This window comes from Nonlabens sp., assembly GCF_965660805.1.
Taxonomy (GTDB): domain Bacteria; phylum Bacteroidota; class Bacteroidia; order Flavobacteriales; family Flavobacteriaceae; genus Nonlabens.
The window spans coordinates 41,636-63,297 of record NZ_CBFIBE010000002.1 but is presented as its reverse complement, the minus strand read 5'-3'; the positions used below and the strand labels follow the sequence as shown (position 1 = coordinate 63,297).

The 21,662-nt window shown below is 36.0% G+C and carries 23 protein-coding genes; 8 read left to right on the top strand and 15 right to left on the bottom strand.

What is annotated here, in order from left to right; all coding sequences use genetic code 11:
* Nucleotides 1-59 precede the first annotated feature (59 nt).
* The 8 genes from ACTF48_RS01155 to ACTF48_RS01120 form a co-directional block, all read right to left on the bottom strand.
* Nucleotides 60-866, bottom strand: a complete 807-nt coding sequence (locus ACTF48_RS01155; protein ID WP_438961301.1) for an enoyl-ACP reductase FabI — start codon at nucleotides 864-866, stop codon at nucleotides 60-62.
* A 31-nt stretch (nucleotides 867-897) separates the two neighbouring features.
* Nucleotides 898-2,577, bottom strand: a complete 1,680-nt coding sequence (recN, locus tag ACTF48_RS01150; protein ID WP_438961300.1) for a DNA repair protein RecN — start codon at nucleotides 2,575-2,577, stop codon at nucleotides 898-900.
* Nucleotides 2,578-2,662: 85 nt separating this feature from the next.
* Nucleotides 2,663-3,568 (bottom strand): DUF4835 family protein, encoded by a 906-nt coding sequence (locus ACTF48_RS01145; protein WP_438961299.1) that lies wholly within the window; start codon nucleotides 3,566-3,568, stop codon nucleotides 2,663-2,665.
* Nucleotides 3,543-4,751: a bifunctional phosphopantothenoylcysteine decarboxylase/phosphopantothenate--cysteine ligase CoaBC gene (gene coaBC, locus ACTF48_RS01140; protein ID WP_438961348.1), complete on the bottom strand. Its 1,209-nt coding sequence runs from the start codon at nucleotides 4,749-4,751 to the stop codon at nucleotides 3,543-3,545. Before coaBC ends, ACTF48_RS01145 begins: the two co-directional genes overlap by 26 nt.
* Before the next feature lie 7 nt (nucleotides 4,752-4,758).
* Entirely contained in the window at nucleotides 4,759-5,085 is a 327-nt protein-coding gene (locus ACTF48_RS01135; protein WP_438961298.1) for a DNA-directed RNA polymerase subunit omega, read from the bottom strand.
* Between the two features lie 8 nt (nucleotides 5,086-5,093).
* On the bottom strand, nucleotides 5,094-5,888 hold the full coding sequence (locus ACTF48_RS01130) for an outer membrane protein assembly factor BamD (RefSeq protein ID WP_438961297.1): 795 nt from the start codon (nucleotides 5,886-5,888) through the stop codon (nucleotides 5,094-5,096).
* Between the two features lie 115 nt (nucleotides 5,889-6,003).
* Nucleotides 6,004-6,885 carry a 4-hydroxy-tetrahydrodipicolinate synthase gene (gene dapA / locus ACTF48_RS01125; RefSeq protein ID WP_438961296.1) on the bottom strand — a complete coding sequence of 294 codons (882 nt, stop codon included), beginning with the start codon at nucleotides 6,883-6,885 and terminating at the stop codon, nucleotides 6,004-6,006.
* 1 nt (nucleotide 6,886) lies between these two features.
* Nucleotides 6,887-7,402, bottom strand: coding sequence for a DUF6913 domain-containing protein (locus ACTF48_RS01120; RefSeq protein WP_438961295.1), 516 nt, complete (start codon nucleotides 7,400-7,402; stop codon nucleotides 6,887-6,889).
* 39 nt (nucleotides 7,403-7,441) lie between these two features.
* Here ACTF48_RS01120 and ACTF48_RS01115 point away from each other — a divergent pair, with 39 nt between their 5' ends.
* The 3 genes from ACTF48_RS01115 to ACTF48_RS01105 all read left to right on the top strand — a co-directional run bounded on the left by ACTF48_RS01115 (nucleotide 7,442) and on the right by ACTF48_RS01105 (nucleotide 10,760).
* Nucleotides 7,442-8,227, top strand: a complete 786-nt coding sequence (locus ACTF48_RS01115; RefSeq protein WP_438961294.1) for a 5'-nucleotidase C-terminal domain-containing protein — start codon at nucleotides 7,442-7,444, stop codon at nucleotides 8,225-8,227.
* A gap of 22 nt (nucleotides 8,228-8,249) precedes the next feature.
* Nucleotides 8,250-9,176 (top strand): bifunctional metallophosphatase/5'-nucleotidase, encoded by a 927-nt coding sequence (locus tag ACTF48_RS01110; protein ID WP_438961293.1) that lies wholly within the window; start codon nucleotides 8,250-8,252, stop codon nucleotides 9,174-9,176.
* Between the two features lie 300 nt (nucleotides 9,177-9,476).
* Nucleotides 9,477-10,760, top strand: a complete 1,284-nt coding sequence (locus ACTF48_RS01105) for an ammonium transporter (protein WP_438961292.1) — start codon at nucleotides 9,477-9,479, stop codon at nucleotides 10,758-10,760.
* On the opposite strand, the gene ACTF48_RS01100 is transcribed toward ACTF48_RS01105, so the two are convergent.
* The 6 genes from ACTF48_RS01100 to ACTF48_RS01075 form a co-directional block, all read right to left on the bottom strand.
* Nucleotides 10,753-11,556, bottom strand: a complete 804-nt coding sequence (locus ACTF48_RS01100; protein WP_438961291.1) for a hypothetical protein — start codon at nucleotides 11,554-11,556, stop codon at nucleotides 10,753-10,755. The two genes, ACTF48_RS01105 and ACTF48_RS01100, sit on opposite strands and share 8 nt — an antisense overlap.
* Before the next feature lie 292 nt (nucleotides 11,557-11,848).
* A complete protein-coding gene (gene ligA, locus ACTF48_RS01095; RefSeq protein ID WP_438961290.1) occupies nucleotides 11,849-13,903 on the bottom strand; it encodes an NAD-dependent DNA ligase LigA in 2,055 nt (684 codons plus the stop codon).
* Complete coding sequence (locus ACTF48_RS01090; RefSeq protein WP_438961289.1) at nucleotides 13,903-14,319, bottom strand: PIN domain-containing protein; 417 nt, start codon at nucleotides 14,317-14,319, stop codon at nucleotides 13,903-13,905. The genes ligA and ACTF48_RS01090 overlap by 1 nt, the downstream gene beginning before the upstream one ends.
* Nucleotides 14,309-14,545, bottom strand: coding sequence for a DUF6364 family protein (locus ACTF48_RS01085; RefSeq protein ID WP_347195492.1), 237 nt, complete (start codon nucleotides 14,543-14,545; stop codon nucleotides 14,309-14,311). Before ACTF48_RS01085 ends, ACTF48_RS01090 begins: the two co-directional genes overlap by 11 nt.
* 349 nt (nucleotides 14,546-14,894) lie before the next feature.
* The gene (gene prmC / locus ACTF48_RS01080) at nucleotides 14,895-15,740 is read right to left on the bottom strand and encodes a peptide chain release factor N(5)-glutamine methyltransferase (RefSeq protein ID WP_438961288.1); all 846 of its coding nucleotides are present in this window, start codon (nucleotides 15,738-15,740) and stop codon (nucleotides 14,895-14,897) included.
* Between the two features lie 279 nt (nucleotides 15,741-16,019).
* Nucleotides 16,020-16,496 carry a GNAT family N-acetyltransferase gene (locus tag ACTF48_RS01075; protein ID WP_438961287.1) on the bottom strand — a complete coding sequence of 159 codons (477 nt, stop codon included), beginning with the start codon at nucleotides 16,494-16,496 and terminating at the stop codon, nucleotides 16,020-16,022.
* A 146-nt stretch (nucleotides 16,497-16,642) separates the two neighbouring features.
* Between ACTF48_RS01075 and ribD the strand changes: the two genes are divergently transcribed.
* The 3 genes from ribD to ACTF48_RS01060 are packed head-to-tail and all read left to right on the top strand — an operon-like array spanning nucleotide 16,643 to nucleotide 19,130.
* Nucleotides 16,643-17,656, top strand: a complete 1,014-nt coding sequence (gene ribD, locus ACTF48_RS01070; RefSeq protein WP_438961286.1) for a bifunctional diaminohydroxyphosphoribosylaminopyrimidine deaminase/5-amino-6-(5-phosphoribosylamino)uracil reductase RibD — start codon at nucleotides 16,643-16,645, stop codon at nucleotides 17,654-17,656.
* Complete coding sequence (locus ACTF48_RS01065) at nucleotides 17,653-18,519, top strand: EamA/RhaT family transporter (RefSeq protein ID WP_438961285.1); 867 nt, start codon at nucleotides 17,653-17,655, stop codon at nucleotides 18,517-18,519. Before ribD ends, ACTF48_RS01065 begins: the two co-directional genes overlap by 4 nt.
* Before the next feature lie 5 nt (nucleotides 18,520-18,524).
* Nucleotides 18,525-19,130: an IMPACT family protein gene (locus tag ACTF48_RS01060; RefSeq protein ID WP_438961284.1), complete on the top strand. Its 606-nt coding sequence runs from the start codon at nucleotides 18,525-18,527 to the stop codon at nucleotides 19,128-19,130.
* Nucleotides 19,131-19,144: 14 nt separating this feature from the next.
* On the opposite strand, the gene ACTF48_RS01055 is transcribed toward ACTF48_RS01060, so the two are convergent.
* Nucleotides 19,145-19,549, bottom strand: coding sequence for an acyl-CoA thioesterase (locus ACTF48_RS01055; protein WP_438961283.1), 405 nt, complete (start codon nucleotides 19,547-19,549; stop codon nucleotides 19,145-19,147).
* Between the two features lie 192 nt (nucleotides 19,550-19,741).
* On the opposite strand from ACTF48_RS01055, the gene dnaA reads away from it, so the two are divergent.
* Nucleotides 19,742-21,169, top strand: a complete 1,428-nt coding sequence (gene dnaA / locus ACTF48_RS01050; protein WP_438961347.1) for a chromosomal replication initiator protein DnaA — start codon at nucleotides 19,742-19,744, stop codon at nucleotides 21,167-21,169.
* 9 nt (nucleotides 21,170-21,178) lie between these two features.
* Nucleotides 21,179-21,646, top strand: a complete 468-nt coding sequence (locus ACTF48_RS01045) for a low molecular weight protein-tyrosine-phosphatase (protein ID WP_438961282.1) — start codon at nucleotides 21,179-21,181, stop codon at nucleotides 21,644-21,646.
* Nucleotides 21,647-21,662 lie beyond the last annotated feature (16 nt).

The window sequence follows — 21,662 nt, the reverse complement described above, 5'->3', positions numbered from 1 at the left end:
GCGTGCATAAAAAAAGCCCCTGTAAAAACAGAGGCTTTAAACTTATCAATAGATTATGATTAAAACTTTTCTATTACTTCTTGACTAACCCCAGTGTTTGAAAACCCACCATCATGGAAAAGGTTTTGCATGGTTACCTTCTTAGTATAATCTGAGAAGAGTGTAATAGAATACTCTGCACATTCTTGAGCCGTTGCATTTCCTAGTGGACTCATCTTTTCTGCATAGCTTATGAATCCATCAAAACCTTTAACTCCTTGACCAGCAGTGGTAGGTGTAGGCGATTGAGAAATGGTATTCACACGTACTTTTTTATCTTTCCCAAAGAAGTAACCAAAACTTCTGGCAATAGACTCAAGGTAGGCCTTATTATCTGCCATGTCATTATAATCCGGAAAGGTTCTTTGTGCAGCCATATATGTTAAGGCAAGTATGCTTCCCCATTCACTCATAGCGTCTTGCTTATAAAGTGTTTGCATCACTTTATGAAAAGATACCGCACTGACATCCCATCCTTTTTGTGTCCAGTCGTAATTCTGATCTGTATATGCTTTCCCTTTACGCACGTTTACAGACATCCCTATAGAGTGCAACACAAAGTCTAATTTCCCACCTAAAATCTCAACAGATTTAGACACTAAATTCTCTAAGTCTTCCAGACTTGTAGCATCTGCAGGGATGATTTGACTACCTGTTTTATCTGCAAGCTCATTAATCGTCCCCATGCGCATGGCTATAGGAGCGTTAGTAAGCACAAATGTTGCGCCTTCTGCGTGAGCAAGCTCTGCTGTTTTCCAGGCTATAGAATTCTCATCTAGTGCGCCAAATATGATTCCTCGTTTTCCTTTTAATAAATTGTATGACATATCTTAATTATAAGTGACAAATATAAAATTCTTATTGAAGTAATACACGTGCATTTTCTCTTGCTGCGTCAGATATTTTTCCACCACTCAACATTTGAGCTATTTCTTCTACCCTATCGCGCTCATTTAACCTGTATATATTAGAAATGGTAACCTCATTTTCTACAGCTTTTTTAACTACTAAATGATCATTTCCAACACTTGCTATTTGTGGTAAATGCGTTATGGTAATAACCTGTAAGGTAGCACTCATTCTTTTCATAATAAGCGCCATCTTCTCTGCTATAGCACCACTCACACCTGTATCTATTTCATCAAAGATAATTGTGGGCAGCTTTTTATAGTTAGAAAGCAAGGCTTTAATTGCAAGCATTAATCGAGATAACTCTCCACCTGATGCAGCTTTATTTAAGGATAATAATTCTGAGCCTTTATTTGCGGTAAATTTAAAATCTACCTCATCCATTCCGTAATTATTAAAATCTTGAGTTTTTTTAATCAACACCTTAAAAGAAGCCGCAGGCATGCCTAATTCTTTAATGGTAGTTAAAATCTCTTTCTCGAGTAGAGAAACATGACTTACTCGCTGTTGATGGATCTTATCACCTAACTGCTTTAAATTATTTTCAAACTGCTCTAATTGAACTTGAGCTTGTTTTATTTTTTTTGAAATAGTTTGAGTGGCAAAAACCTTATCTGCAAGCTCATCTCTCAAGGTTTTTAATTCTTCTACCTCTTCTTTGTGATGTTTTTTAAATAATTGCTCAACGAGGTTCAATCGTTGACTCACCATTTCTAATCGTTCTGGATCTGCTTCTATAGCGTCACCCTTACGACTTATATCTACAGATAAATCCTCGAGCTCTAGCAACATTGTTGTAATTCGTTCTTTAGCACTCTCAAACGTAGTATCGTAACGCGCTATTTGAGCAAACTTACTTTTAAGCAATCTCATCTGATCTAGCACACCATTCTCATCTTGTTGAGTTATAGACTCAAACTCTTGTAGCACGAGCTGAATTTCTTCTACATTACTAAGTTGCTCATTTTCTTGTTCTAAGGATGATATATCAAGGGTATCAAGCTCAGCTGCCTCTAACTCTTCAAGTAAAAAATTATTATAATCTGCCTCTTTTGCAAGTGCTACTTCTTCTTCCTGCCATTTTTTGAGTTGCAGCTGTAGTTTTTTAAAAGCAGCTCTTTCAGTTCTAAATAATTTTAATAAGTCTGCCGCTGGTTCTTTCTCTTTTACAGTAACCTTATCTATAAAGGCTTGAAACGTATCAATTTGAAACTCATCTGATGCGAGCTGTAAGGTCTGGTGTTGGGAATGAATATCTATAAGGTAATCACCTATCTGACTCATAATAGCCAGTGTCACAGGCGTGTCATTTATAAAGGCACGACTTTTACCAGATGGTAATATCTCACGTCTTAAATAGCAAATGGGCGCTGTATCTAGATCATGCTGCTCCAATAATCCATAAATAGATAACTCAGTGACATCTACCTGAGCCTCTACCACACATTTACGTGTTGTATCCCTAACTACGGTTAGATCTGCTCTTTTTCCTTGAACCAAAGCTAGCGCACCTAATAAAATAGACTTTCCTGCACCAGTCTCACCAGTAATCATGGTCAGTCCATTGTTTAAGTCTAAATCGAGACTATCGATTAAGGCAAAATTTGAAATATGAATATGTTTAAGCAATTGATTTTAAGATATTAACAAACACTCATAAAGTGTTTTTATTCCAAATTTAAATCTATATAAATTCCAACAGCTTACCAAAGCTCTAGACTTTAATATTACGCCATTTTGAAGATTGGTTAGGCGCTAGTTGCTGTAAGGCGTTTTTAAGCTCTCTGATATCAACAGGTGGACCACCAGAAAAGATACTCATGATCTCATCTGCCTTTGCGTCAAAAAACAAACGCTGTATCAAACTATTAGGTCTACGGCTATGTAAGGCTTTAAGTTTTAAAATCTCTTCACTTAAAATCTTTTTTGCTTTTTTTTGATCTTCGGCAAAGGTGTCCATACCTTTTTTATGATAATTATACATTACCTCTCTGTACTCTTTAAAAGTTTGAGAAAGCATATCATCATTTAATTGAAAACGAGTTCCCTGACCATCAGTTGCTTTCCAGCCTATGGAATTACTTTGTTGAGCAAGACTAACCACTCGTTGCGCCTCTACATGGAACTGATCACCACCATTGAGCTCAAAAGTATCACCATCTATACCTAGCATAGTATAGATATAAAATGATATGAGCGAAATAAGATTGTTCTCATATTGATTATCATTATAAAAAAATGGTGCATACTCGAGATATGTGAATTCCACATTTTGATCCTTAAAATTAAAAATAGGAGAATCATAAGTAGAATTAAAAACAGGTCTAGAGAGTGACACTTGAATATTTCCCTGAAAACGATCATTCTTATAATCCATGACTACCAGTACTAAAGAGAAATTCAACTTTTCCTCTTCCCTAAATTCCTGATCTGTCCATTTTGTATTATTGATAAACTCTTGCATGGAAGTTTCTAGAGTCTTAAATATAGGTTGATCTGGCTGAGCCACGTTTTGTGCATTAACCTGAACAACTGCATTAAACTCCTGTGCATTTACCACGCCTGCTATGAATACAAACAGTAATGGTAAAAATCTACAAAGTTCTTTTAATAATCTCATTTACAATATCTTTAGCTACTTCACTTTTAGGTTTTGTTTCAAATTCGGTTATGGAACGTTCCCTATCTATGATGGTTATTTTATTTGTGTCCTTGCCAAAACCTGCTCCTTTGTCTCGCATAGAGTTCAATATAAGCAAATCTGTGTTTTTTTTGTCCGCTTTCGCGAAAGCGTATTCCAGCTCATTCTCTGTCTCTAATGCAAATCCTACTAAAAAAGGTCTTTGTTCCATAGCTCCTACACTTGCAAGAATATCAGGATTTTTAGTCAACTCAATAGTTAACGTCTCAGACTTCTTTTTTATTTTCTGATCTGCGGTATGAACAGGCTTATAGTCTGCAACAGCAGCACTAAATATAGCATAATTTACTTTGTGAATATGAGTATGGACCGTGTCATACATCTCTTGAGCTGTTTGTACATCTATTCTATCTATGAGTGCATGGTCTGTAACTACATGAGATGGACCCATAATCAAGATCACTTGCGCTCCTAAATTTGCCATTTCAAGTGCTAGCGCCGCACCCATTTTACCACTACTATGATTCCCTATAAAACGTACTGGATCTATAGCTTCATAAGTAGGTCCAGCGGTAATAAGACATGTTTTCCCCATTAATGGTAGTTGCGATTGTATATCTTTTTCTATAAAAGAAAGGATATCTTCAGGCTCTGCCATGCGACCTTCACCGCTTAATCCACTTGCTAGTTCACCTGTTCCCGCAGGAATCATTTTATTACCGTAACTAGCAAGTTGAGCAAAATTATGTGCTGTAGATGGATGTTTAAACATATCTAAATCCATGGCTGGCGCATAATAAACAGGACACTTTGCACTACAGTAGACAGCCAGTAAAAAATTATCAATATTTCCTGCCACCATTTTACTCATAGTATTTGCAGTAGCAGGTGCTATGATCATATAATCTGCCCAGAGGCCAAGATCTACATGATTATTCCAGGTATCATTTTCATCTTCTTCATTAGTAAAAGATGAAAGGACGGGATTTTTAGAAAGTGTGGAAAGTGTAAGAGGTGTAACAAAGTCTCTAGAAGCTGGAGTCATTACCACCTTAACAGCTGCGCCCGCTTTTACAAGCAGGCGCACAAGGTAAGTTGTTTTATAAGCAGCAATACCACCAGTAACACCTAGTAATACATTTTTACCACTTAAAACCGACATCATAAAATTATTCTGCTGGTTTAGAAGTATCTCTAAAGTAAATTTTACCGTCTAACCATTCTTGAACCGCGATCTGGTGTGGTTTAGGTAAACGCTCATAAAACTTAGAAACTTCTATTTGCTCTTTATTTTCAAAGATTTCTTCAAGAGAGTCGTTATAGGTCGCAAATTCTTCTAACTTCTCAATCAGCTCTCCTTTAACGTCTGTATTAATTTGTTCAGCACGCTTAGCAATAATTGAAATCGCCTCGTACATATTACCCGTTGGGTTTGTTAAGTTATCTCTATTATAAGTAATAGTAGAAGATGGTGCCTGTATATTTTTAGTATCCATAACTTGAATTAGATGTTATTCTCTGATTTGTATTTGTTAATTTTTTCCATGATTTCCTCTGCATCATCACGATATTCACTCGTAGGAAAACGAGATACAAAGGTATTATAATATTTAATAGCAATATCCATACGACCTGCCACTAGTTCATCCCTACTTTTAATAGCATATAAATATTCAGATTCTAATAGGTAATACTGCGCGTCATCCATATATTCAGAACCTGGATGTTGAATAATAAAGTTTTCAAAACTCTTAATAGCTGCTATAAACCTACTTCTATGGTGATAGTTCTTTGCAATTTCATAAGCTTTTCGATCTAACTTAGACCTTAGTTCACTGACTAGAATATTTGCCTCATCAGTATAAACACCGTCGGGATAGGAGTTGATATAATCCTGCAATTTTGCAAGTGCACGGTCTGTATTTAATTGACTTTTTGAATACAAGGTAGACATTTCATAATGACTCTTAGCTGCCATGTAAGCTGCAAACTCTTTATCTTCACTCAGTGGATGAGACTGAACAAATCTTTCAAACTGATAAGAGCTGTTAGGAAAATCACCAGTTTCATAAAGTGCCTTAGCATATTTAATGGAAAGCGACTCTGCCTTTTCAGTACCTCGATAAGCTGGAATAATCTGATCAAATAAATTTACAGCTTTACTATACTTCTCTTTTTCAAGAAGCTGATCGATAACCGTTAATTTTAACTCATTATCAGTAGATTTTAAAGCCTTTTGATAAGGTCCACAGCTTATTAAGGTAACGGTTAGAAGTAGTAAAACAATATAGTTTTTCATGCTCATTTTTAAATGGTTTGCAAAAATACAATTTTTATACATATTTCTTAGACTCTATATGCAACTAACGTATGTAATGCTATTGTGGTATGCAGGGACAGCAACTTTATGGAGTTTATGCCTGGTATTGCTGCATAAAAACTTTAATTCTAGACCTTAAATCCTCATTTACAGCAACTAGTGGCAGCCTTAGATTTTCTTTTATAAGCCCTAAATGAGCAAGCATTGCTTTTATCCCACCTGGATTACCTTGCTCAAATATCATGTCTATACTAGCCGCAATCTCATAGTGTAATTCAAAAGCCTCTTCTACATCTCCATTTAATCCATAGCGTACCATATCGCTAAAACCTTGAGGTAAACCTTGCCCTATGACAGATATAACTCCAGCTCCACCTGCCAGCACCATAGGCAAAGTAATCATATCATCTCCAGATATTACTAGAAAATCCTTAGGAGTGTACTGTATCAACTTCATAGCTTGAACGATATCTCCGGCAGCTTCTTTAATCCCTATAATATTATCACAATCATGTGCTAATCGCACCACTGTTTCTACAGCCATATTTGACGCTGTTCTTCCAGGTACATTATATAAAATAATAGGTTTTTCTGTGGCACCAGCTACCGCTTTAAAATGTTGATATATCCCTTCTTGAGTAGGCTTGTTATATGCAGGAGACACAGATAAAACAGCAGTATAATTAGATAGGTCAGTTAATGTAATTTCATCTACAACCGCAGCAGTATTACTACCACCTATACCTAAAACCATAGGTAACCTTCCTGCATTTACATTGGTAATGGTAGCTTTTATCGCTTCCTTTTCTTCTTTAGTGAGTGTTGCGCTTTCTCCTGTAGTTCCTAAAACTACTAAATAGTCGACTCCATTACTAATTTGATATTCTACTACTTCTTTAAGCGCTGCATGATCCACACTTCCATCGTTTTTAAATGGAGTAATTAAAGCCACACCTGTACCTATTAATTCTTGCATGTTACTGAGTTAATATTTTTAAATATTTCTGTAATTCTTTAAAAAAAGCACTATAATCATTAAGCGGAACATCTATAGAAAGATCAAATAAAGATTCATCACTTAAAACCCTATAAGCAACCTTTAATCGAGATGGCAAAGCCAGACTTATAAAGTCAAGCAAATCATTCTGTGTATCATAATAATTAACCTGAAGGTCAAAAGGTCTTTTAATCAATTCTTTAATCTCATCATCAGTAATCCCGCCAGACCATTTAATAAGTTTACGATCTACTAAATGCGCGCCTTGCACGGTCGATTTATTTTTATCACGAACATAAGCAACAAGAACCACAGACTCTTTTTTAATTCCTAATTCCTTTGCCCATTTATAAAAAGGCTCAAAATCAACTGTTTGCTCACCATTAAAAATCACCACAAGCGATTCTGGCCATTTAATAAGCGGCCTATCTTGCAAATTTTGCAATTTCTTAATCTCCTTGCGCAGCCAGCGTCTCTTAATTCCGTTAAAAATCATGTACTTTTACTAACATTACAAATGTAGTACAAATAGGTTATGAAAACATCCATTTATAAACGGGCTGGAAAAGCTTTTTTCTATCTCGCTTTCGCGAAAGCGTTATTCATCACAACATCTTGCAAACCAGACCACCTACACCTGGTAAAGGTAGAAGCATCACAGACCTCTATAGACAGCACCCTGCAAAGCGTAACTGCCATTGAGGACTACATTGCTCCCTATAAAAAATCCCTAGATGCACAAATGGATGAGCAATTAAGCTACAACCCAGTTTCTATGCATAAAAATGATTTTGAACTCAACACTCCTATAGGGAACATGATGGCCGAAATTGTGATGAAGCAAGGAAACCCTATTTTTTTAAAACGATCTGGTGAACAAATAGACGTAGTACTCATTAACCACGGCGGTATAAGAGCTCCACTTCATAAAGGAGCAGTCACCATGCGCAGCGCTTATGAAATCATGCCTTTTGAAAATAGTATCGTAGTAGCGCAGCTCAATGCAGTACAAATGACATCTCTGATCAACTATCTAGTAAAAAGAAAAAGAGCTCACCCCATAAGTGGTTTAACAATTAAATTAGATAAAAACGGCAAGCTCCTAGAAGCCCTCATAAATGGAAAACCACTGAGTGATAATGAACATTATTATGTAGCAACAAATGACTATTTATATAATGGCGGTGATAACATGAGCTTTTTTAAAGACACACCTATCACCCAGTTAGATTACAAAATTAGAAACGCCATGATTGATTACTTTAAAGAAACTGACACCTTAAAGTTTAAACGAGACGATCGATTTACAATGGTTCACTAAAAGAGCAGACAACAAGAATAACATGGAAAGAAGAAAATTTATACGCAATACAAGTACAGGAATCGTGGCAGGTGCAGCGCTATGGTCTAATTATGCACTTGCAAACTCCATTTTTACAGGACCAGAACTAGAACCTGGAACTAAGAAAATCACAATACTTCACACTAACGACACACATTCCCACATAGAACCTATTCAAGGTGGTCGTAATGATGGTCGTGGCGGCGTGGCACGACGCGCGGCAATTATTAATAAAGTGCGAGAAGAAAACCCTAACACCTTACTACTAGATTGTGGCGATATTTTTCAGGGAACACCCTATTTTAATTTCTATGGTGGTGAGCTAGAAATTAAACTCATGAGCATGATGGGTTATGACGCAGCTACGATAGGAAATCACGATTTTGACAATGGAATAGATGGGTTATACAAGCAATTACCGCATGCCACTTTTGACTTTGTAATTTCTAATTATGACTTTTCAAATACCATCATGGATGGGAAAACATTGCCACATAAAGTGATTGAAAAAGATGGCGTGCGCATCGGTCTTTTTGGCGTTGGGATTCAATTAAGCGGTCTTGTAGATCCTAAAATGTTTAAAGAAACAGTATATCACGATCCTATAGAAGTAGCTAAAGATCAGGCACGTATTTTAAAAGTAGAAAAAAAATGTGATATCATTATTTGTATGTCGCATTTAGGATATGCTTATAAGCATGATAAAGTTTCTGATTTAAAACTGGCTGAAGCAACTTCTGATATCGACCTAATTATAGGAGGTCATACACATACCTTTCTAGATGCGCCTGAGATTGTAAAAAATGCCATGGATAAAGATGTTATGGTGAATCAAGTAGGTTGCTATGGAATTAATTTAGGTCGTATAGATTTTTACTTGAATGAAGGGAAACTCAACAACAATCAAAACACTATTTACAGTATTTAACACCCATTTATATTTTTAATGTCGCTCAAATAAATTGGTGTTTTTTGATTTTTTGAAATACAGAATTATTTAAGTAGCAGTATCTATGGGGAAGCTTTAAGCAAAAAGTGAATAAAAAAGAACAAACTCCTCAAAACACGATAAAAAATCAAATAAACCCCATCAAAAATAGGGTTGAAATACAAAAAAAATAAACCTAATTATGATTCAACCCTATATTTTCAAGGGTTAATAGATGATTTTTATAAATATTAAACTTTTCAACCCTATATTTGAATCAATAATTCAATACGTATAGTTATGGGTAAAAAACTTAATTTTATAGTTCTCACCTTTTTAGTTCTTATCAGTTTAATATATAGTACGCCCTATAAAGAGCTCGGCGATATGAGTGCCATAGATAGCGGTGATACGGCATGGATGCTTATCGCATCAGCATTTGTATTATTAATGACACCAGGACTTGCCTTTTTCTATGGTGGTATGGTTAATAAAAAATCTATGATATCTACTATGTTACAAAGTTTTGTAGCACTAGGAGTAGTTAGCGTTATTTGGGTTTTATTTGGATTTTCACTGGCATTTGGCGAGAGCTGGCACGGTATTATAGGAAACCCGATGACCTATTTCAATTTTAGAAATGTAGGTCTTGCGCCTCATCCAGATTTTGCTGGAACGGTACCATTTTTAGTTTTTGCTTTATTTCAATTGAAATTTGCCATCATCACACCAGCACTCATATCTGGAAGTTTTGCAGAACGCGTGCGTTTTAGAAGTTACATTCTTTTCATGGTTCTATTTACCATATTCATTTACACACCACTAGCACACATGACCTGGCATCCAGATGGATTACTACGCAATCTAGGTGTCCTCGATTTTGCTGGTGGAACTGTAGTCCACATGAGTGCCGGTTTTGCAGCACTTGCTGGAGCTGTTTATTTAGGAAAACGTAAAAAGATTACTCACGACCCAGCAAATGTCCCTTATATCATTTTAGGTACAGGACTGTTGTGGTTCGGTTGGTTCGGATTTAATGCTGGTAGTGCTCTAGCTGCCAATGCTGATGCAGCTATCGCCTTTGCAAACACAAATATCGCGAGTGCTACAGCCATGATTACCTGGATGTTTTATGAACGTTTTAGAAATCGTAAAATGAGTGCTGTAGGTGCCTGCATAGGCGCCATTGTAGGTTTAGTCGCTATTACACCAGCCGCAGGGTTTGTGACTATTTCTCAAAGTATTTTCATAGGTTTTGTAGCAGCTATAACAAGTAATCTCGCTATTTCTTGGTTTTCAAAAACTGGAATCGACGATACGCTAGATGTGTTCCCTAGTCATGGTGTAGGCGGTATAGTGGGCATGATCTTAACAGCCGTTTTTGCAAAAGATGTAGGACTCGTCGCTGGTGAAACAGAAACCTTTATATGGCATATCACAGCTTTGGTTGCTGTTGCTGTATTCACCTTTGGTGGAAGTCTCGCCTTTTATAAAATTGTAGATATCTTAATTCCTGTGCGCGTGAGACTGGATCAAGAAGAACGTGGTTTAGATGCTAGCCAACATGGTGAAGAAGTTAGTTAATGCGTTTAAACCCTTTTTCTGGAAAAGCAACATCATAGCTTACTGGCGACTCTTCCATATAATCAAAACAGCTTTGTATTTTCTCGCTGTCGCTGTAGATTAATTTATCTTCTTCATTTAATCGTAAATAGAGCATATATATTTCTTCTCCAGCGCCGCACATACCACGACCATTACCACCAGGTCTGCTAGGTACGGCTATTTCTATCAATAAATGGTTGACATCGTTAAATATCTTTTGCCCTACAACATCTACATGATAGGCATATTCAAATCCTAAAACTCCTATATCTAAAAGAACGCGATCATCTTTAGTTAAATAAACCTTTTGATCGCCCAGTTCCCAAAACTTCTTTTGTGGATCGCCTTGAAAGGTAACTTTTAATCCAGTAGTAGAATCTTGCTTTTGCCAGTTGAGATTATTAAATAATCCATTTTCTGTAGTTCCTGTAAAGACCTCATCAAAGGCTATGATATGACAATCAAATTCTTCTGTGATTTCAGTTTCAAAATCGCTATCATATTTGGCATAAATTTTAAAATTTTCATCCTCAGGATAGCTGGAATAATAGAATAAAATAGGAATAGAAACATTACTGCTATCGTATTTGTACCAGCCTGTATATTCATGCTCGTATTCACAAAAACCAGTATATTCTACATACATAGTGATAGGATACTCACCTATAAATCCATGAATAAGCATGGTGTCATTTGCAATAATTTTTGAGGAATAGGTTTGCGCTTGCGCGAAAGCGAAACATAACAACGTCCCTAATAATATTAACTTCTTCATGCTATTTAATCATATTTAAAAAATCCTACTCACTAATCATAGTGATGCCTAGCTTTCCAATATCCTATCCTAAATCCTTTCTAAAGGAAAGGACTTTAAAAAATCCTCTTGCTCTATTTGAACAACATAAAAATATGGTGCAATAAATTTTCATAGGTGCGGACACGATCAAGATCATGTGAAATTTCATTTATAGGTGCGGACTTAAGTCCTCACCTATAAGTACGAAAATTATGTGTTTGACCTTTTATGATAAAACCGCACCTATGAATGAAATAATAAAACTAAATCTCTAAACCATCCCTAAAAACTCTTGCTCACTAATCATCTTTATCTCCAGTTTTTCAGCTTTGGCAAGTTTAGATGGCCCCATATTTTCTCCTCGTATGAGAAAATCTGTTTTACTGGAAAGCGAACTACTTACCTTACCACCATTATCTTCTATGAGTTTTTTAAGATCGTTTCTAGACATTTCAAATATTCCAGAAATGACAAAGCTTTTACCGACTAACTTATCTGTCTGACCTTGTAATTGTTCTTCACTTAAGGCAAATTGTAATCCAGCATCTTTTAATCGTTCCACCAGTCGCATGTCCTCTTCATTTTGAATAAACTCAACAATAGACTGTGCTATGCTCGTTCCTATTTCTGGAACTGCAGTAAGTTCTTCTATTTTTTTATCGGTAGCGCTGGTGAGGTCTGCAAATAGATCTAAGTTTTCTTTTTCTGGTGCTGCTGGCATGGCTAGTAAAGCGTCTATATTTTTATAATGCTTAGCCAGTTTTTTTGCCATAGTTTCTCCGACATACCGTATCCCTAGCGCAAACAACACACGCTCAAAAGGAACGGTTTTACTAGCTTCAATTCCTTGCACCATATTTTCAGCACTTTTTTGTGCCATACGCTCTAGCGGTAACACTTGCTCTGCGGTCAGTTCATATAAATCGGCATAGTTAGTGATTAAGCCTGCATCTACTAATTGACCTACGGTTTCTGCTCCTATCCCATCGATGTCCATCGCTTTGCGAGAGATAAAATGCTCAATCCTACCTTTTACTTGTGGTGGACAGCCCATTTCGTTAGGGCAATAATGCTTAGCATCGCCTTCTTTTCTAATTAGTTTGGTTTCACATTCTGGGCATTGTGTGGCATAAATAGTTGGTTGTGAATACTCCGATCGTTTAGCTAAATCCACCGCAACGATTTTAGGTATGATTTCGCCGCCTTTTTCTACGTAAACCTCATCACCTACTCTTATGTCTAGTTTTTCAATCTGGTCTGCGTTGTGCAAGCTCGCACGACGTACTGTTGTTCCTGAAATCTCAACAGGTTCTAGATTTGCGACTGGTGTTATGGCTCCTGTACGACCTACTTGATAGGTGATTTCTTCTAGTCGTGTAGCAACTTGCTCTGCGGCAAATTTATATGCCATGGCCCATTTAGGAGCTTTGGCGGTAAAACCTAATTCTTCTTGCTGGCGCAATGAGTTGACCTTTACTACTACTCCATCAGTTTCATAAGGTAACTCTTTGCGTGCTGTGTCCCAGTGCTTAATAAACTCAAAAACTTCTTCTATACTCGATGCTAGTTTTGATTCTGTTGGAGTTTTAAAACCCCATTTTCGCGAAAGCGTTAAACTATCAAACTGTGTTGTTATAGGTAAATTATCGCCAGCGAGCTGATATAACAAACAGTCCAGCGGTCTTTTTGCCACCTCTGCACTATCCTGTAGTTTTAAACTACCACTAGCCGTATTACGAGGATTGCGGTACAACTCCAGTCCTTGTGCAGCGCGTTCTTCATTCATTTTATGAAATCCATCCCAAGGCAATACGATCTCACCACGTATTTCAAACTTAGCAGGAATATCATCGCCTTTTAACTGTAACGGCACTGATTTTATGGTGCGCACATTTGCGGTCACGTCATCTCCTTGATTTCCATCACCACGAGTTACGGCTTGTGTAAACTTACCATTTTCATAGTGTAACGAAATACTAGCGCCGTCATATTTTAACTCACAAGTATACTGAATGTCGCCGTCCACGATTTTTTTAATGCGCGTTTCCCAATCCTTTAAGTCCTCGATGGAATAAGAATTATCCAGCGAGTACATACGGTTGATGTGCTTTATGGTATTGAAATTCTTAGTAATCTCTCCACCTACACGTACTGAAGGACTAGTCGCATCATAAAACTCAGGATGCGCAGCCTCTAGCCTTTTTAATTGCTCCAGTTTTTTATCAAATTCAAAATCTGATATCGTGGGATTATCGTTTACGTAGTAATTATAATTATGCTCACGCAATTCATCACGCAAGGATTCTATTTGAGTTTTAACGTCCATTAGTTGTTGAATGGGTTGATGATTTGAAGGCCTTCAATAGACTGACCGTTATTGAGGTCTTCTGAATATAATCGTGTACAGTTATTTTCTATTGCGGTAGCTACTATTAAAGAATCATAAAAAGACAATTGATATCTAAATTTAATTCTGATAGCTTCTTTAATTATATCCTCACTGATAACACCTACTTCTAGATTAGCCAAACGATTGACGTAATCTAACAATTCATTCTTATCTAAAAGACTCTTTTTAATTGCAACATTTGAAATTTCCTGAATTACCTGTGTTGATATTACTATTCTAGTCTCTTTCTCAAGTGATAAAAGTGTTTGTTTTGACTTTTCAGACCTTATATCTTCTGATTTGTTCAAAGTATAAATAAAGATATTTGAATCAATAAAACTTCTATCTTTCATTTGCTTCATCTCTATCAAAATCAAACTTACCTACATATTTACCATGCTCTTCAGCGAAATTAAGAAGCTTATCTACAGAAGACTCATATTTTTTAGGCTTCCTAACGTTGTTTTCAAGAAATTCTCTTATCACTTCATTCAAGGATTTCCCTTGCTTCTTTGCATATTCCTTACTCGCTTCTATCAGCTGATCTGATAATCGTATCGTTAAATTTTTTGTTGCCATGGTTCAGTTATTTGTTAACTGTTAATAGTTGCTCCGAAACCTTTTCCCCAGCCTTAAAGGGTGAGGTTTCTAATCAAAAAGTATATCAATTTATTTTTACTGATGTAACTCTTAATCACTCTTCTGTTTTCGCACCCTTAAGTGTTGAGGAAAGAAAAACAAATATACAATTTGCACAGCAGCTGTGCAATTCAAATTTAAAGGTAAGAATATATTGATAGTTCCGTAACCTTTTCCCTAACTACTTCCACAAGAACAGCGCATGATCTAAAGCGTGAGGTTTCTATACCTGCTGTAAGTTTTGATGTTCCTTAATCGATATTAAGGATTACAGTTTTTGAGTTTGATTTCAATTTCTTTCACACTTCATCATCCTATAATTACCGCTTAAATCTCTATAAACATGAGAGGTAAAACCTAGCTCAGTGGCTAGAGATTTCATTTCGGCAGCTAGATATTGATTGATTTCAAAATACAGAACTCCTTCTGGTTGCAGAGCTTTTTTAGCAAGTTCCATAATCTTACGGTAGAAAATTAAAGCATGATCATCATCTACAAAAAGAGCTAGATGCGGCTCGTTTTCTAATACATTTTTATGGATCTCTACCTTTTCTAATTCCCGCACATATGGCGGATTGCTAACAATGACATCATACTTCTCTGGTAGTTCTTCAAGTACTAGAACATCTTGTAACAGCATTTTTACAGGTGTTTTTAAACGGTCGGCATTTAATTGCGCCGTAGTAAGTGCTTCTTTTGAAACATCCATTACAGTCACGCTACAGTCTGGTTTTGAAGCTTTTATAGATAGTCCTATACAGCCAGTTCCTGTTCCTATATCTAGAATATTTAAATAAGATTCGGTTTTATGATTTTTAATAATCATGTGAACCAGTTCTTCTGTTTCTTGTCGAGGTATTAATGTATGTTCATTAACAGCAAACACATGCCCATAAAAATGAGCTTTACCCGTGATGTATTGCACCGGCTTAGAAGTACATAATTCTCTCAAAGATTTTTGTAATACTTCTACTTGTAAATGACTCAGCTCTAAGCTATCATTCATTAAAAAATAAGTGCGCGACCAGCTGAATAGATCTTCACAAAGGATTTGTAAAATGCTGTGAATCTCATTTTCTGGATAAAGAGGTGCCAGTTGTTCTTGGTAAAGAGATTTTAGTTGATTCAATGTCATTTGGTAAAGGTAAAATCATTTTTCAACCTTTCTGATCAAATTTCTGCAAACTACAATTTACCCACGTATATATTCCTTTTAATCCGTAAACTTCGATAGTCAGATACAGATTCTAAGAAAAGGAGTCTTTTCATTTTTAATTTAGGTTTAGAAAACGAAACCTTTTCCCCAACCCTGAAGGGTGAGGTTTATATAAAGTTCTTAAAAAAAACTTGATAAAACTGCACTCGAACTGATATTGAGACACATAAAAACAGGCTCTACATCAAGTGCGTAATGTCAGAATCTTAAAAGCATCTGAACTGGACATGAAAAATGACCAGTATCACCTAATGGTGCATCCAGTAATTTAAACCCAACATGTTCATATAAACGTTGAGCCATATACATATTATCCATAGTTTCAAGGTAAACACTTTCAAATTGTAATTCTTTGGCGCGTTCTAAACAGACTTGCATCATTTTCTTGCCATAACCCTTTCCACGCACTTCTGGTTTAAAGTACATTTTTTGTAGTTCGCTCACATTACCCTTATAATTATCTAGTGGTGCAATTCCTGCTCCACCTGCCACTACTCCATTGATTTCAAGAACGTAGTAGGCTCTGCGAGGTTTTTGGTATTGCTCATACATCGCTTGAGTAGCAGCATCGCTGTAAGCGGTTCCTATTTTAGGCGCTCCATGTTCCATGATAGAAGCTTGAATAATTTCTTTAACAGCTTGATTATCTCTAGGAAGAATTTTACGGATTTTCATAAAGCTAATTTAAAATTAAAATTCACTTCAATTATCAAAACGTTCTCAAACTCTTGCTCGAACTTATACCAATTTACATCTTGAATTGTTTTTGATTTTATTTTTGATGTTGCTTTAAATTTTAATTAGGTCTTACCTTTGCTCAAATGACTACTCACGAGAAATACATACAGCGTTGCCTACAACTGGCTCAAAACGGTTTGGGGACTACATATCCTAATCCGCTCGTGGGAAGTGTGATTGTTTCTGAAAATGATAAAATTCTTGGTGAAGGATGGCATCTCAAATCTGGAGAACCGCATGCTGAAGTAAACGCTGTGCGTGATGCAGAGCAAAAGAGTTGTGGTAGAGACGCTTTCGCGAAAGCGACATTATACGTCAATCTAGAACCATGTTCACATACAGGTAAAACACCGCCATGCGCCTCTATGATTGTACAAAAAGGATTTCAAAAAGTAGTGATAGGAACGCTGGATCCACATGATAAAGTTGCCGGAAAAGGAATTTCTATTTTAGAAAATGCAGGAATCGAAGTTGTGGTAGGTGTTTTAGAAAATGATTGTAACGAACTCAATAAACGATTTTTTACATTTCACAAAAAACGACGTCCTTATATCATCCTGAAATGGGCCGAAACTGCTGATGGTTTCATAGCTCCAAAACAGAAAAACGAGCAAAAACCTGTATGGATTACAAATTCCCACTCACGACAGCTAGCACACAAGCTAAGAGCTGAAGAACATGCAATTTTAGTAGGTGCTAAAACAGTGATCGATGATAATCCATCGCTTACCTGCCGGGACTGGTCAGGAATTAACCCTACCCGAATAGTGCTTGATTCTAAAAACAGTATTACTGATGATTATAAGGTAATGAATCATGACGCTGAAACCCTAAAACTTACTTACAGCTCCTCAAAGATTTATGAAATCGTTGAAGAACTCTATAAAAAGAATATACAATCTATTATTGTGGAAGGTGGATCAACGACTATTCAATCTTTTATAGACACTGGTTTATGGGATCAAGCCTATCAATTCATGGGAACTGAAGTCTTATTCTATCAAGGATTAAAAGCTCCTGTTTTAAATGGAAATTACCGACTGCAAGAGCGCAAACAGATGAATAATGATGTTTTAAAGATTTTCAGAAACGTATGATCTGGTTACTTTTAAGCATCGCTACCTCTAGTTTACTTTATGTCATATTTAAGTATTTTCAAGTCTTTAAAGTAAATACACTGCATGCGATAATTGTAAATTATCTGGTAGCTTTTATTACCGGATTTATAGCCTATGGAAGTGTTCCAGATGTAGAGGTAATTGTAAAGACTTCGTGGCTGTATTATGCACTTTTTCTGGGTGTGTTATTCATCACTATTTTTAATGTCGTGGCATTAACAAGTCAAAAAAACGGCTTATCTGTAGCTGCTGTGGCCAGCAAAATGTCTCTAGTTATCCCAGTAATAGCTGGTTTCTGGTTGTATAATGAATCAGTAGGATGGATTAAAATCCTGGGGATTTTACTTGCGTTAGTGTCAGTTTATTTAAGTTCGGTAAAATCTAAAAGTGGCTTAAAGCTGGATAAAGGCTTATTAATTTTACCGGTTTTATTATTTTTAGGAAGCGGTATTATTGACACCACTTTAAAATATGCTGAGAAAACTCATGTTCCTGATGGAGAGGAACCGCTTTTTAGCGCTGTTTGCTTTGCGATGGCGTTTGTCGTAGGGATCGCTGTTTTAATTTATGAAGTCTTTAAAGGACGTTTCTTGAAAATTAATTCTGTAATCGCAGGTATTGCCCTAGGAATTCCTAACTACTTTTCTATTTTCTTTATTATTAAAGCACTCAAAAGTGGTATGGAGAGTAGCATCTTGTTCCCTATTAATCACGTGGGCACTGTTCTTTTAACGACTCTATTTGGATTGCTTATATTTAAGGAACGACTTATTTTTAAAAACTATTTAGGTATTGTACTCGCGATTATTGCTATTCTAGTGATTGCTTTCGCGAAAGCGTAACCATTATGAAAGATTCTTATAAAACCATTATCACGCCTACTGAAGAAATTCTATACAAAGATCGCGGAAGCAAATTTTATGGTAATGCATTTCCTTTAACTAACGATTATCAAGTAAATGACCTCATCGCTCCATTGCGCAATAAACACCCTAAAGCAGGACATCATTGTTATGCATGGAAATTAGGTCCCGATGATAATAATTATAGAGCAAACGATGACGGCGAGCCTAGTCACAGTGCTGGAGATCCTATACTAGGACAGATCAACTCTCATGAATTAAGTGATATTCTGGTGGTAGTTTCAAGAATATTTGGAGGAACTAAACTAGGAGTAGGCGGCCTGATAAGCGCATACCGAGAGACCGCAAGAATTACTTTAGAAACTGCTGAGATCAAGTTACGCACTATAACTGCCGAAGTAAAAATAAATTTTGAATATGCTCAAATGAGTCAAGTAATGCGTTTTATAGATGAGCATGATTGTAAAATAAAAAAGCAAGAGCTAACCGAGCACTGTATAATAACTATTGCAGTTCCAAAATCTCAACAAGAAAAAACAGTGGCACAAATCAATAAATTATACCCTATAAGAGCACAAGCAGTTGAGTAAAAGATAATTTTATTTTAAAATAATCTTTTACAAGCAGCTAGAAAATCTGGAAGTGGTTTAGTAGGTCTAAAAGTATTACCATCAGTAAACACCAAAGTCAGATCTGCTGTAGCGCAAATATCTCCTTTAAAATTAATAATTTCATACTCAAACAACACTCTTGTTGTAGGTATGTCTTTAAGAATTGTTTTTACCGTAATCTCTTCACCAAACTTGATCGGTTTTTTGTACTTGATATCGATTTGATAGACCGGAAGCAATACTTTTTGACTCTCCATTTTTGCATAGGAAAACCCTAAAACATCTAACCAGTCTAACCTAGCTTGCTCCATATAAATCAAATAGTTAGAATGATGAATAATCCCCATTTGATCTGATTCTACGTATCTGGTTTTAATTTTTGTAAGTGTACTCCTCATTATTTTTGTAATATTATTTTCACATCAAAGGAAATCAGTTTCCTTGCAACAAAATTTTCAATAATTCAAACCCTTTTATAGTTTTTTTTAAGGTTTTTTATGCACATATTTGTAGGTCGATTAAAAAGAAGTGATTTCACATTATTTTCATTTTTAAACGATCTTTTTTTAATCACTAATGTAACTTATTTTATGACAACTACGGCAGCATCGGTATGGGGAAATTGCCTACTATTTATAAAAGATAATATTAATCCACAAGCTTATAAAACATGGTTTGAACCAATAAACCCTGTAAAGCTCACAGAGACGGCTTTAAGTATTCAAGTTCCAAGTCGTTTTTTTTATGAATGGTTAGAAGAACATTATATAAAGTTACTAAAAACAGCCCTAACTCGCGAGCTAGGTGAAGGAGCAAAGTTAATTTATGCCATTAAAATGGAAAATACTTTAAAAGGTATGGAGCCATTTACTGAAAAAATACCTAGTAGCAATCGCTCTATACAATCCTCACAATCTGTAGATGCGCCAGTGAGAAGTAAGAGTCCAGAATTAAAAAACCCGTTTATTATTCCTGGAATAAGAAACGTAAAGATCGAGTCCCAATTAAATCCATCTTATAACTTTGACAGCTTTCTTGAAGGAGATTCTAACAGACTAGCGCGTAGTGCTGGTATGGCGGTCTCTAACAAACCTGGAGGAACTTCTTTTAACCCATTATTGATTTTTGGTGGTGTAGGGTTAGGTAAAACTCACTTAGCACACGCTATAGGTGTAGGTATTAAAGAAAATTATCCAGATAAGACTGTTCTATATATAAGTGCTGAGAAATTTACACAACAATATATAGAGTCTGTCAGAAAAAATAATAGAAATGATTTCATTCACTTCTATCAAATTGTTGATGTTCTTATCGTAGATGACATTCAGTTCTTTGCTGGTAAAGCGAGTACTCAAGATGTATTCTTCCATATTTTTAATCACTTACACCAGAACGGTAAGCAAGTGATTCTTACCAGTGATAAGAAGCCAGTAGATATGCAAGATATTGAACAGCGCTTACTTTCTCGTTTCAAATGGGGACTTAGTGCAGAACTTAATCACCCAGATTATGAAACTCGTGTTTCCATCATTCAAAATAAACTGTATCGAGATGGTGTAGAAATGGATGAAGATATCATTAACTACCTGGCTGATAATATTAAAACTAACATACGTGAATTAGAAGGTGCTATCATTTCTTTAATAGCGCACTCCTCTTTTAACCGCAAGGATATTACTATAGATCTGGCTCGCAAGATTGTAGAAAACTACGTTAAGAATACTAAACGTGAAATCTCTATTGATCAAATACAGCAAGTAGTAAGTGATTATTTCCAAATGGATGTAGAAACCTTACAGTCTAAGACCCGTAAACGTCATATAGTACAAGCTAGACAACTAGCGATGTACTTCTCTAAGAAAATGACTAAAGCCTCTCTAGCAAGTATAGGTTCTCAAATAGGAAAACGTGATCACGCCACCGTACTTCACGCTTGTAAAACAGTTGATAATCTAGCCTCTACAGATAAGCAGTTCAACAAATATGTTGAAGACTTGAGTAAAAAGCTGACTAATTAAGAATTATTGATGAGCAATAAGACATCTATTTTAATGGTGTGCTTAGGTAATATTTGCAGGTCTCCACTTGCCGAGGGAATTCTGCGTTCTAAACTTAATTTTACTAAGTTTAATATAGACAGCGCTGGAACTAGCGGTAGCCATCGTGGTCAAGCTCCAGATAGACGATCTATAGCTGTAGCCCAAAAGAATGGCATAGATATATCAAGTCAGGCGAGTCGTAAACTAACAACTGCTGACTTAGAGACCTATGATTACATTTTTGTGATGGATAATTCTAATTATAGAGACACCATTGCACTTGCACAAAACGAAACGCAAAAAGCCAAGGTTCACAAAATTCTAGATTGGGCTTTTCCTAATGAAGACCTAGATGTTCCCGATCCTTATTATGGTGGCGATTCTGGCTTTGATAACGTTTATCGCATGCTAGATCATGTTACTGATGTCATAACAAGTAATTTACAAGGTAAGTAACAGGTCATCATTTAAC

Bases quoted from the DNA above. Each gene is read 5' to 3' on its own strand.
- ACTF48_RS01155 (WP_438961301.1), bottom strand. From the start codon at position 866: ATGTCATACAATTTATTAAAAGGAAAACGAGGAATCATATTTGGCGCA.
- ACTF48_RS01145 (WP_438961299.1), bottom strand. From the start codon at position 3,568: ATGAGATTATTAAAAGAACTTTGTAGATTTTTACCATTACTGTTTGTA.
- coaBC (WP_438961348.1), bottom strand. From the start codon at position 4,751: ATGTCGGTTTTAAGTGGTAAAAATGTATTACTAGGTGTTACTGGTGGT.
- ACTF48_RS01135 (WP_438961298.1), bottom strand. From the start codon at position 5,085: ATGGATACTAAAAATATACAGGCACCATCTTCTACTATTACTTATAAT.
- ACTF48_RS01130 (WP_438961297.1), bottom strand. From the start codon at position 5,888: ATGAAAAACTATATTGTTTTACTACTTCTAACCGTTACCTTAATAAGC.
- dapA (WP_438961296.1), bottom strand. From the start codon at position 6,885: ATGCAAGAATTAATAGGTACAGGTGTGGCTTTAATTACTCCATTTAAA.
- ACTF48_RS01120 (WP_438961295.1), bottom strand. From the start codon at position 7,402: ATGATTTTTAACGGAATTAAGAGACGCTGGCTGCGCAAGGAGATTAAG.
- ACTF48_RS01115 (WP_438961294.1), top strand. From the start codon at position 7,442: ATGAAAACATCCATTTATAAACGGGCTGGAAAAGCTTTTTTCTATCTC.
- ACTF48_RS01110 (WP_438961293.1), top strand. From the start codon at position 8,250: ATGGAAAGAAGAAAATTTATACGCAATACAAGTACAGGAATCGTGGCA.
- ACTF48_RS01105 (WP_438961292.1), top strand. From the start codon at position 9,477: ATGGGTAAAAAACTTAATTTTATAGTTCTCACCTTTTTAGTTCTTATC.
- ACTF48_RS01100 (WP_438961291.1), bottom strand. From the start codon at position 11,556: ATGAAGAAGTTAATATTATTAGGGACGTTGTTATGTTTCGCTTTCGCG.
- ligA (WP_438961290.1), bottom strand. From the start codon at position 13,903: ATGGACGTTAAAACTCAAATAGAATCCTTGCGTGATGAATTGCGTGAG.
- ACTF48_RS01090 (WP_438961289.1), bottom strand. From the start codon at position 14,319: ATGAAAGATAGAAGTTTTATTGATTCAAATATCTTTATTTATACTTTG.
- ACTF48_RS01085 (WP_347195492.1), bottom strand. From the start codon at position 14,545: ATGGCAACAAAAAATTTAACGATACGATTATCAGATCAGCTGATAGAA.
- prmC (WP_438961288.1), bottom strand. From the start codon at position 15,740: ATGACATTGAATCAACTAAAATCTCTTTACCAAGAACAACTGGCACCT.
- ACTF48_RS01075 (WP_438961287.1), bottom strand. From the start codon at position 16,496: ATGAAAATCCGTAAAATTCTTCCTAGAGATAATCAAGCTGTTAAAGAA.
- ribD (WP_438961286.1), top strand. From the start codon at position 16,643: ATGACTACTCACGAGAAATACATACAGCGTTGCCTACAACTGGCTCAA.
- ACTF48_RS01065 (WP_438961285.1), top strand. From the start codon at position 17,653: ATGATCTGGTTACTTTTAAGCATCGCTACCTCTAGTTTACTTTATGTC.
- ACTF48_RS01060 (WP_438961284.1), top strand. From the start codon at position 18,525: ATGAAAGATTCTTATAAAACCATTATCACGCCTACTGAAGAAATTCTA.
- ACTF48_RS01055 (WP_438961283.1), bottom strand. From the start codon at position 19,549: ATGAGGAGTACACTTACAAAAATTAAAACCAGATACGTAGAATCAGAT.
- dnaA (WP_438961347.1), top strand. From the start codon at position 19,742: ATGACAACTACGGCAGCATCGGTATGGGGAAATTGCCTACTATTTATA.
- ACTF48_RS01045 (WP_438961282.1), top strand. From the start codon at position 21,179: ATGAGCAATAAGACATCTATTTTAATGGTGTGCTTAGGTAATATTTGC.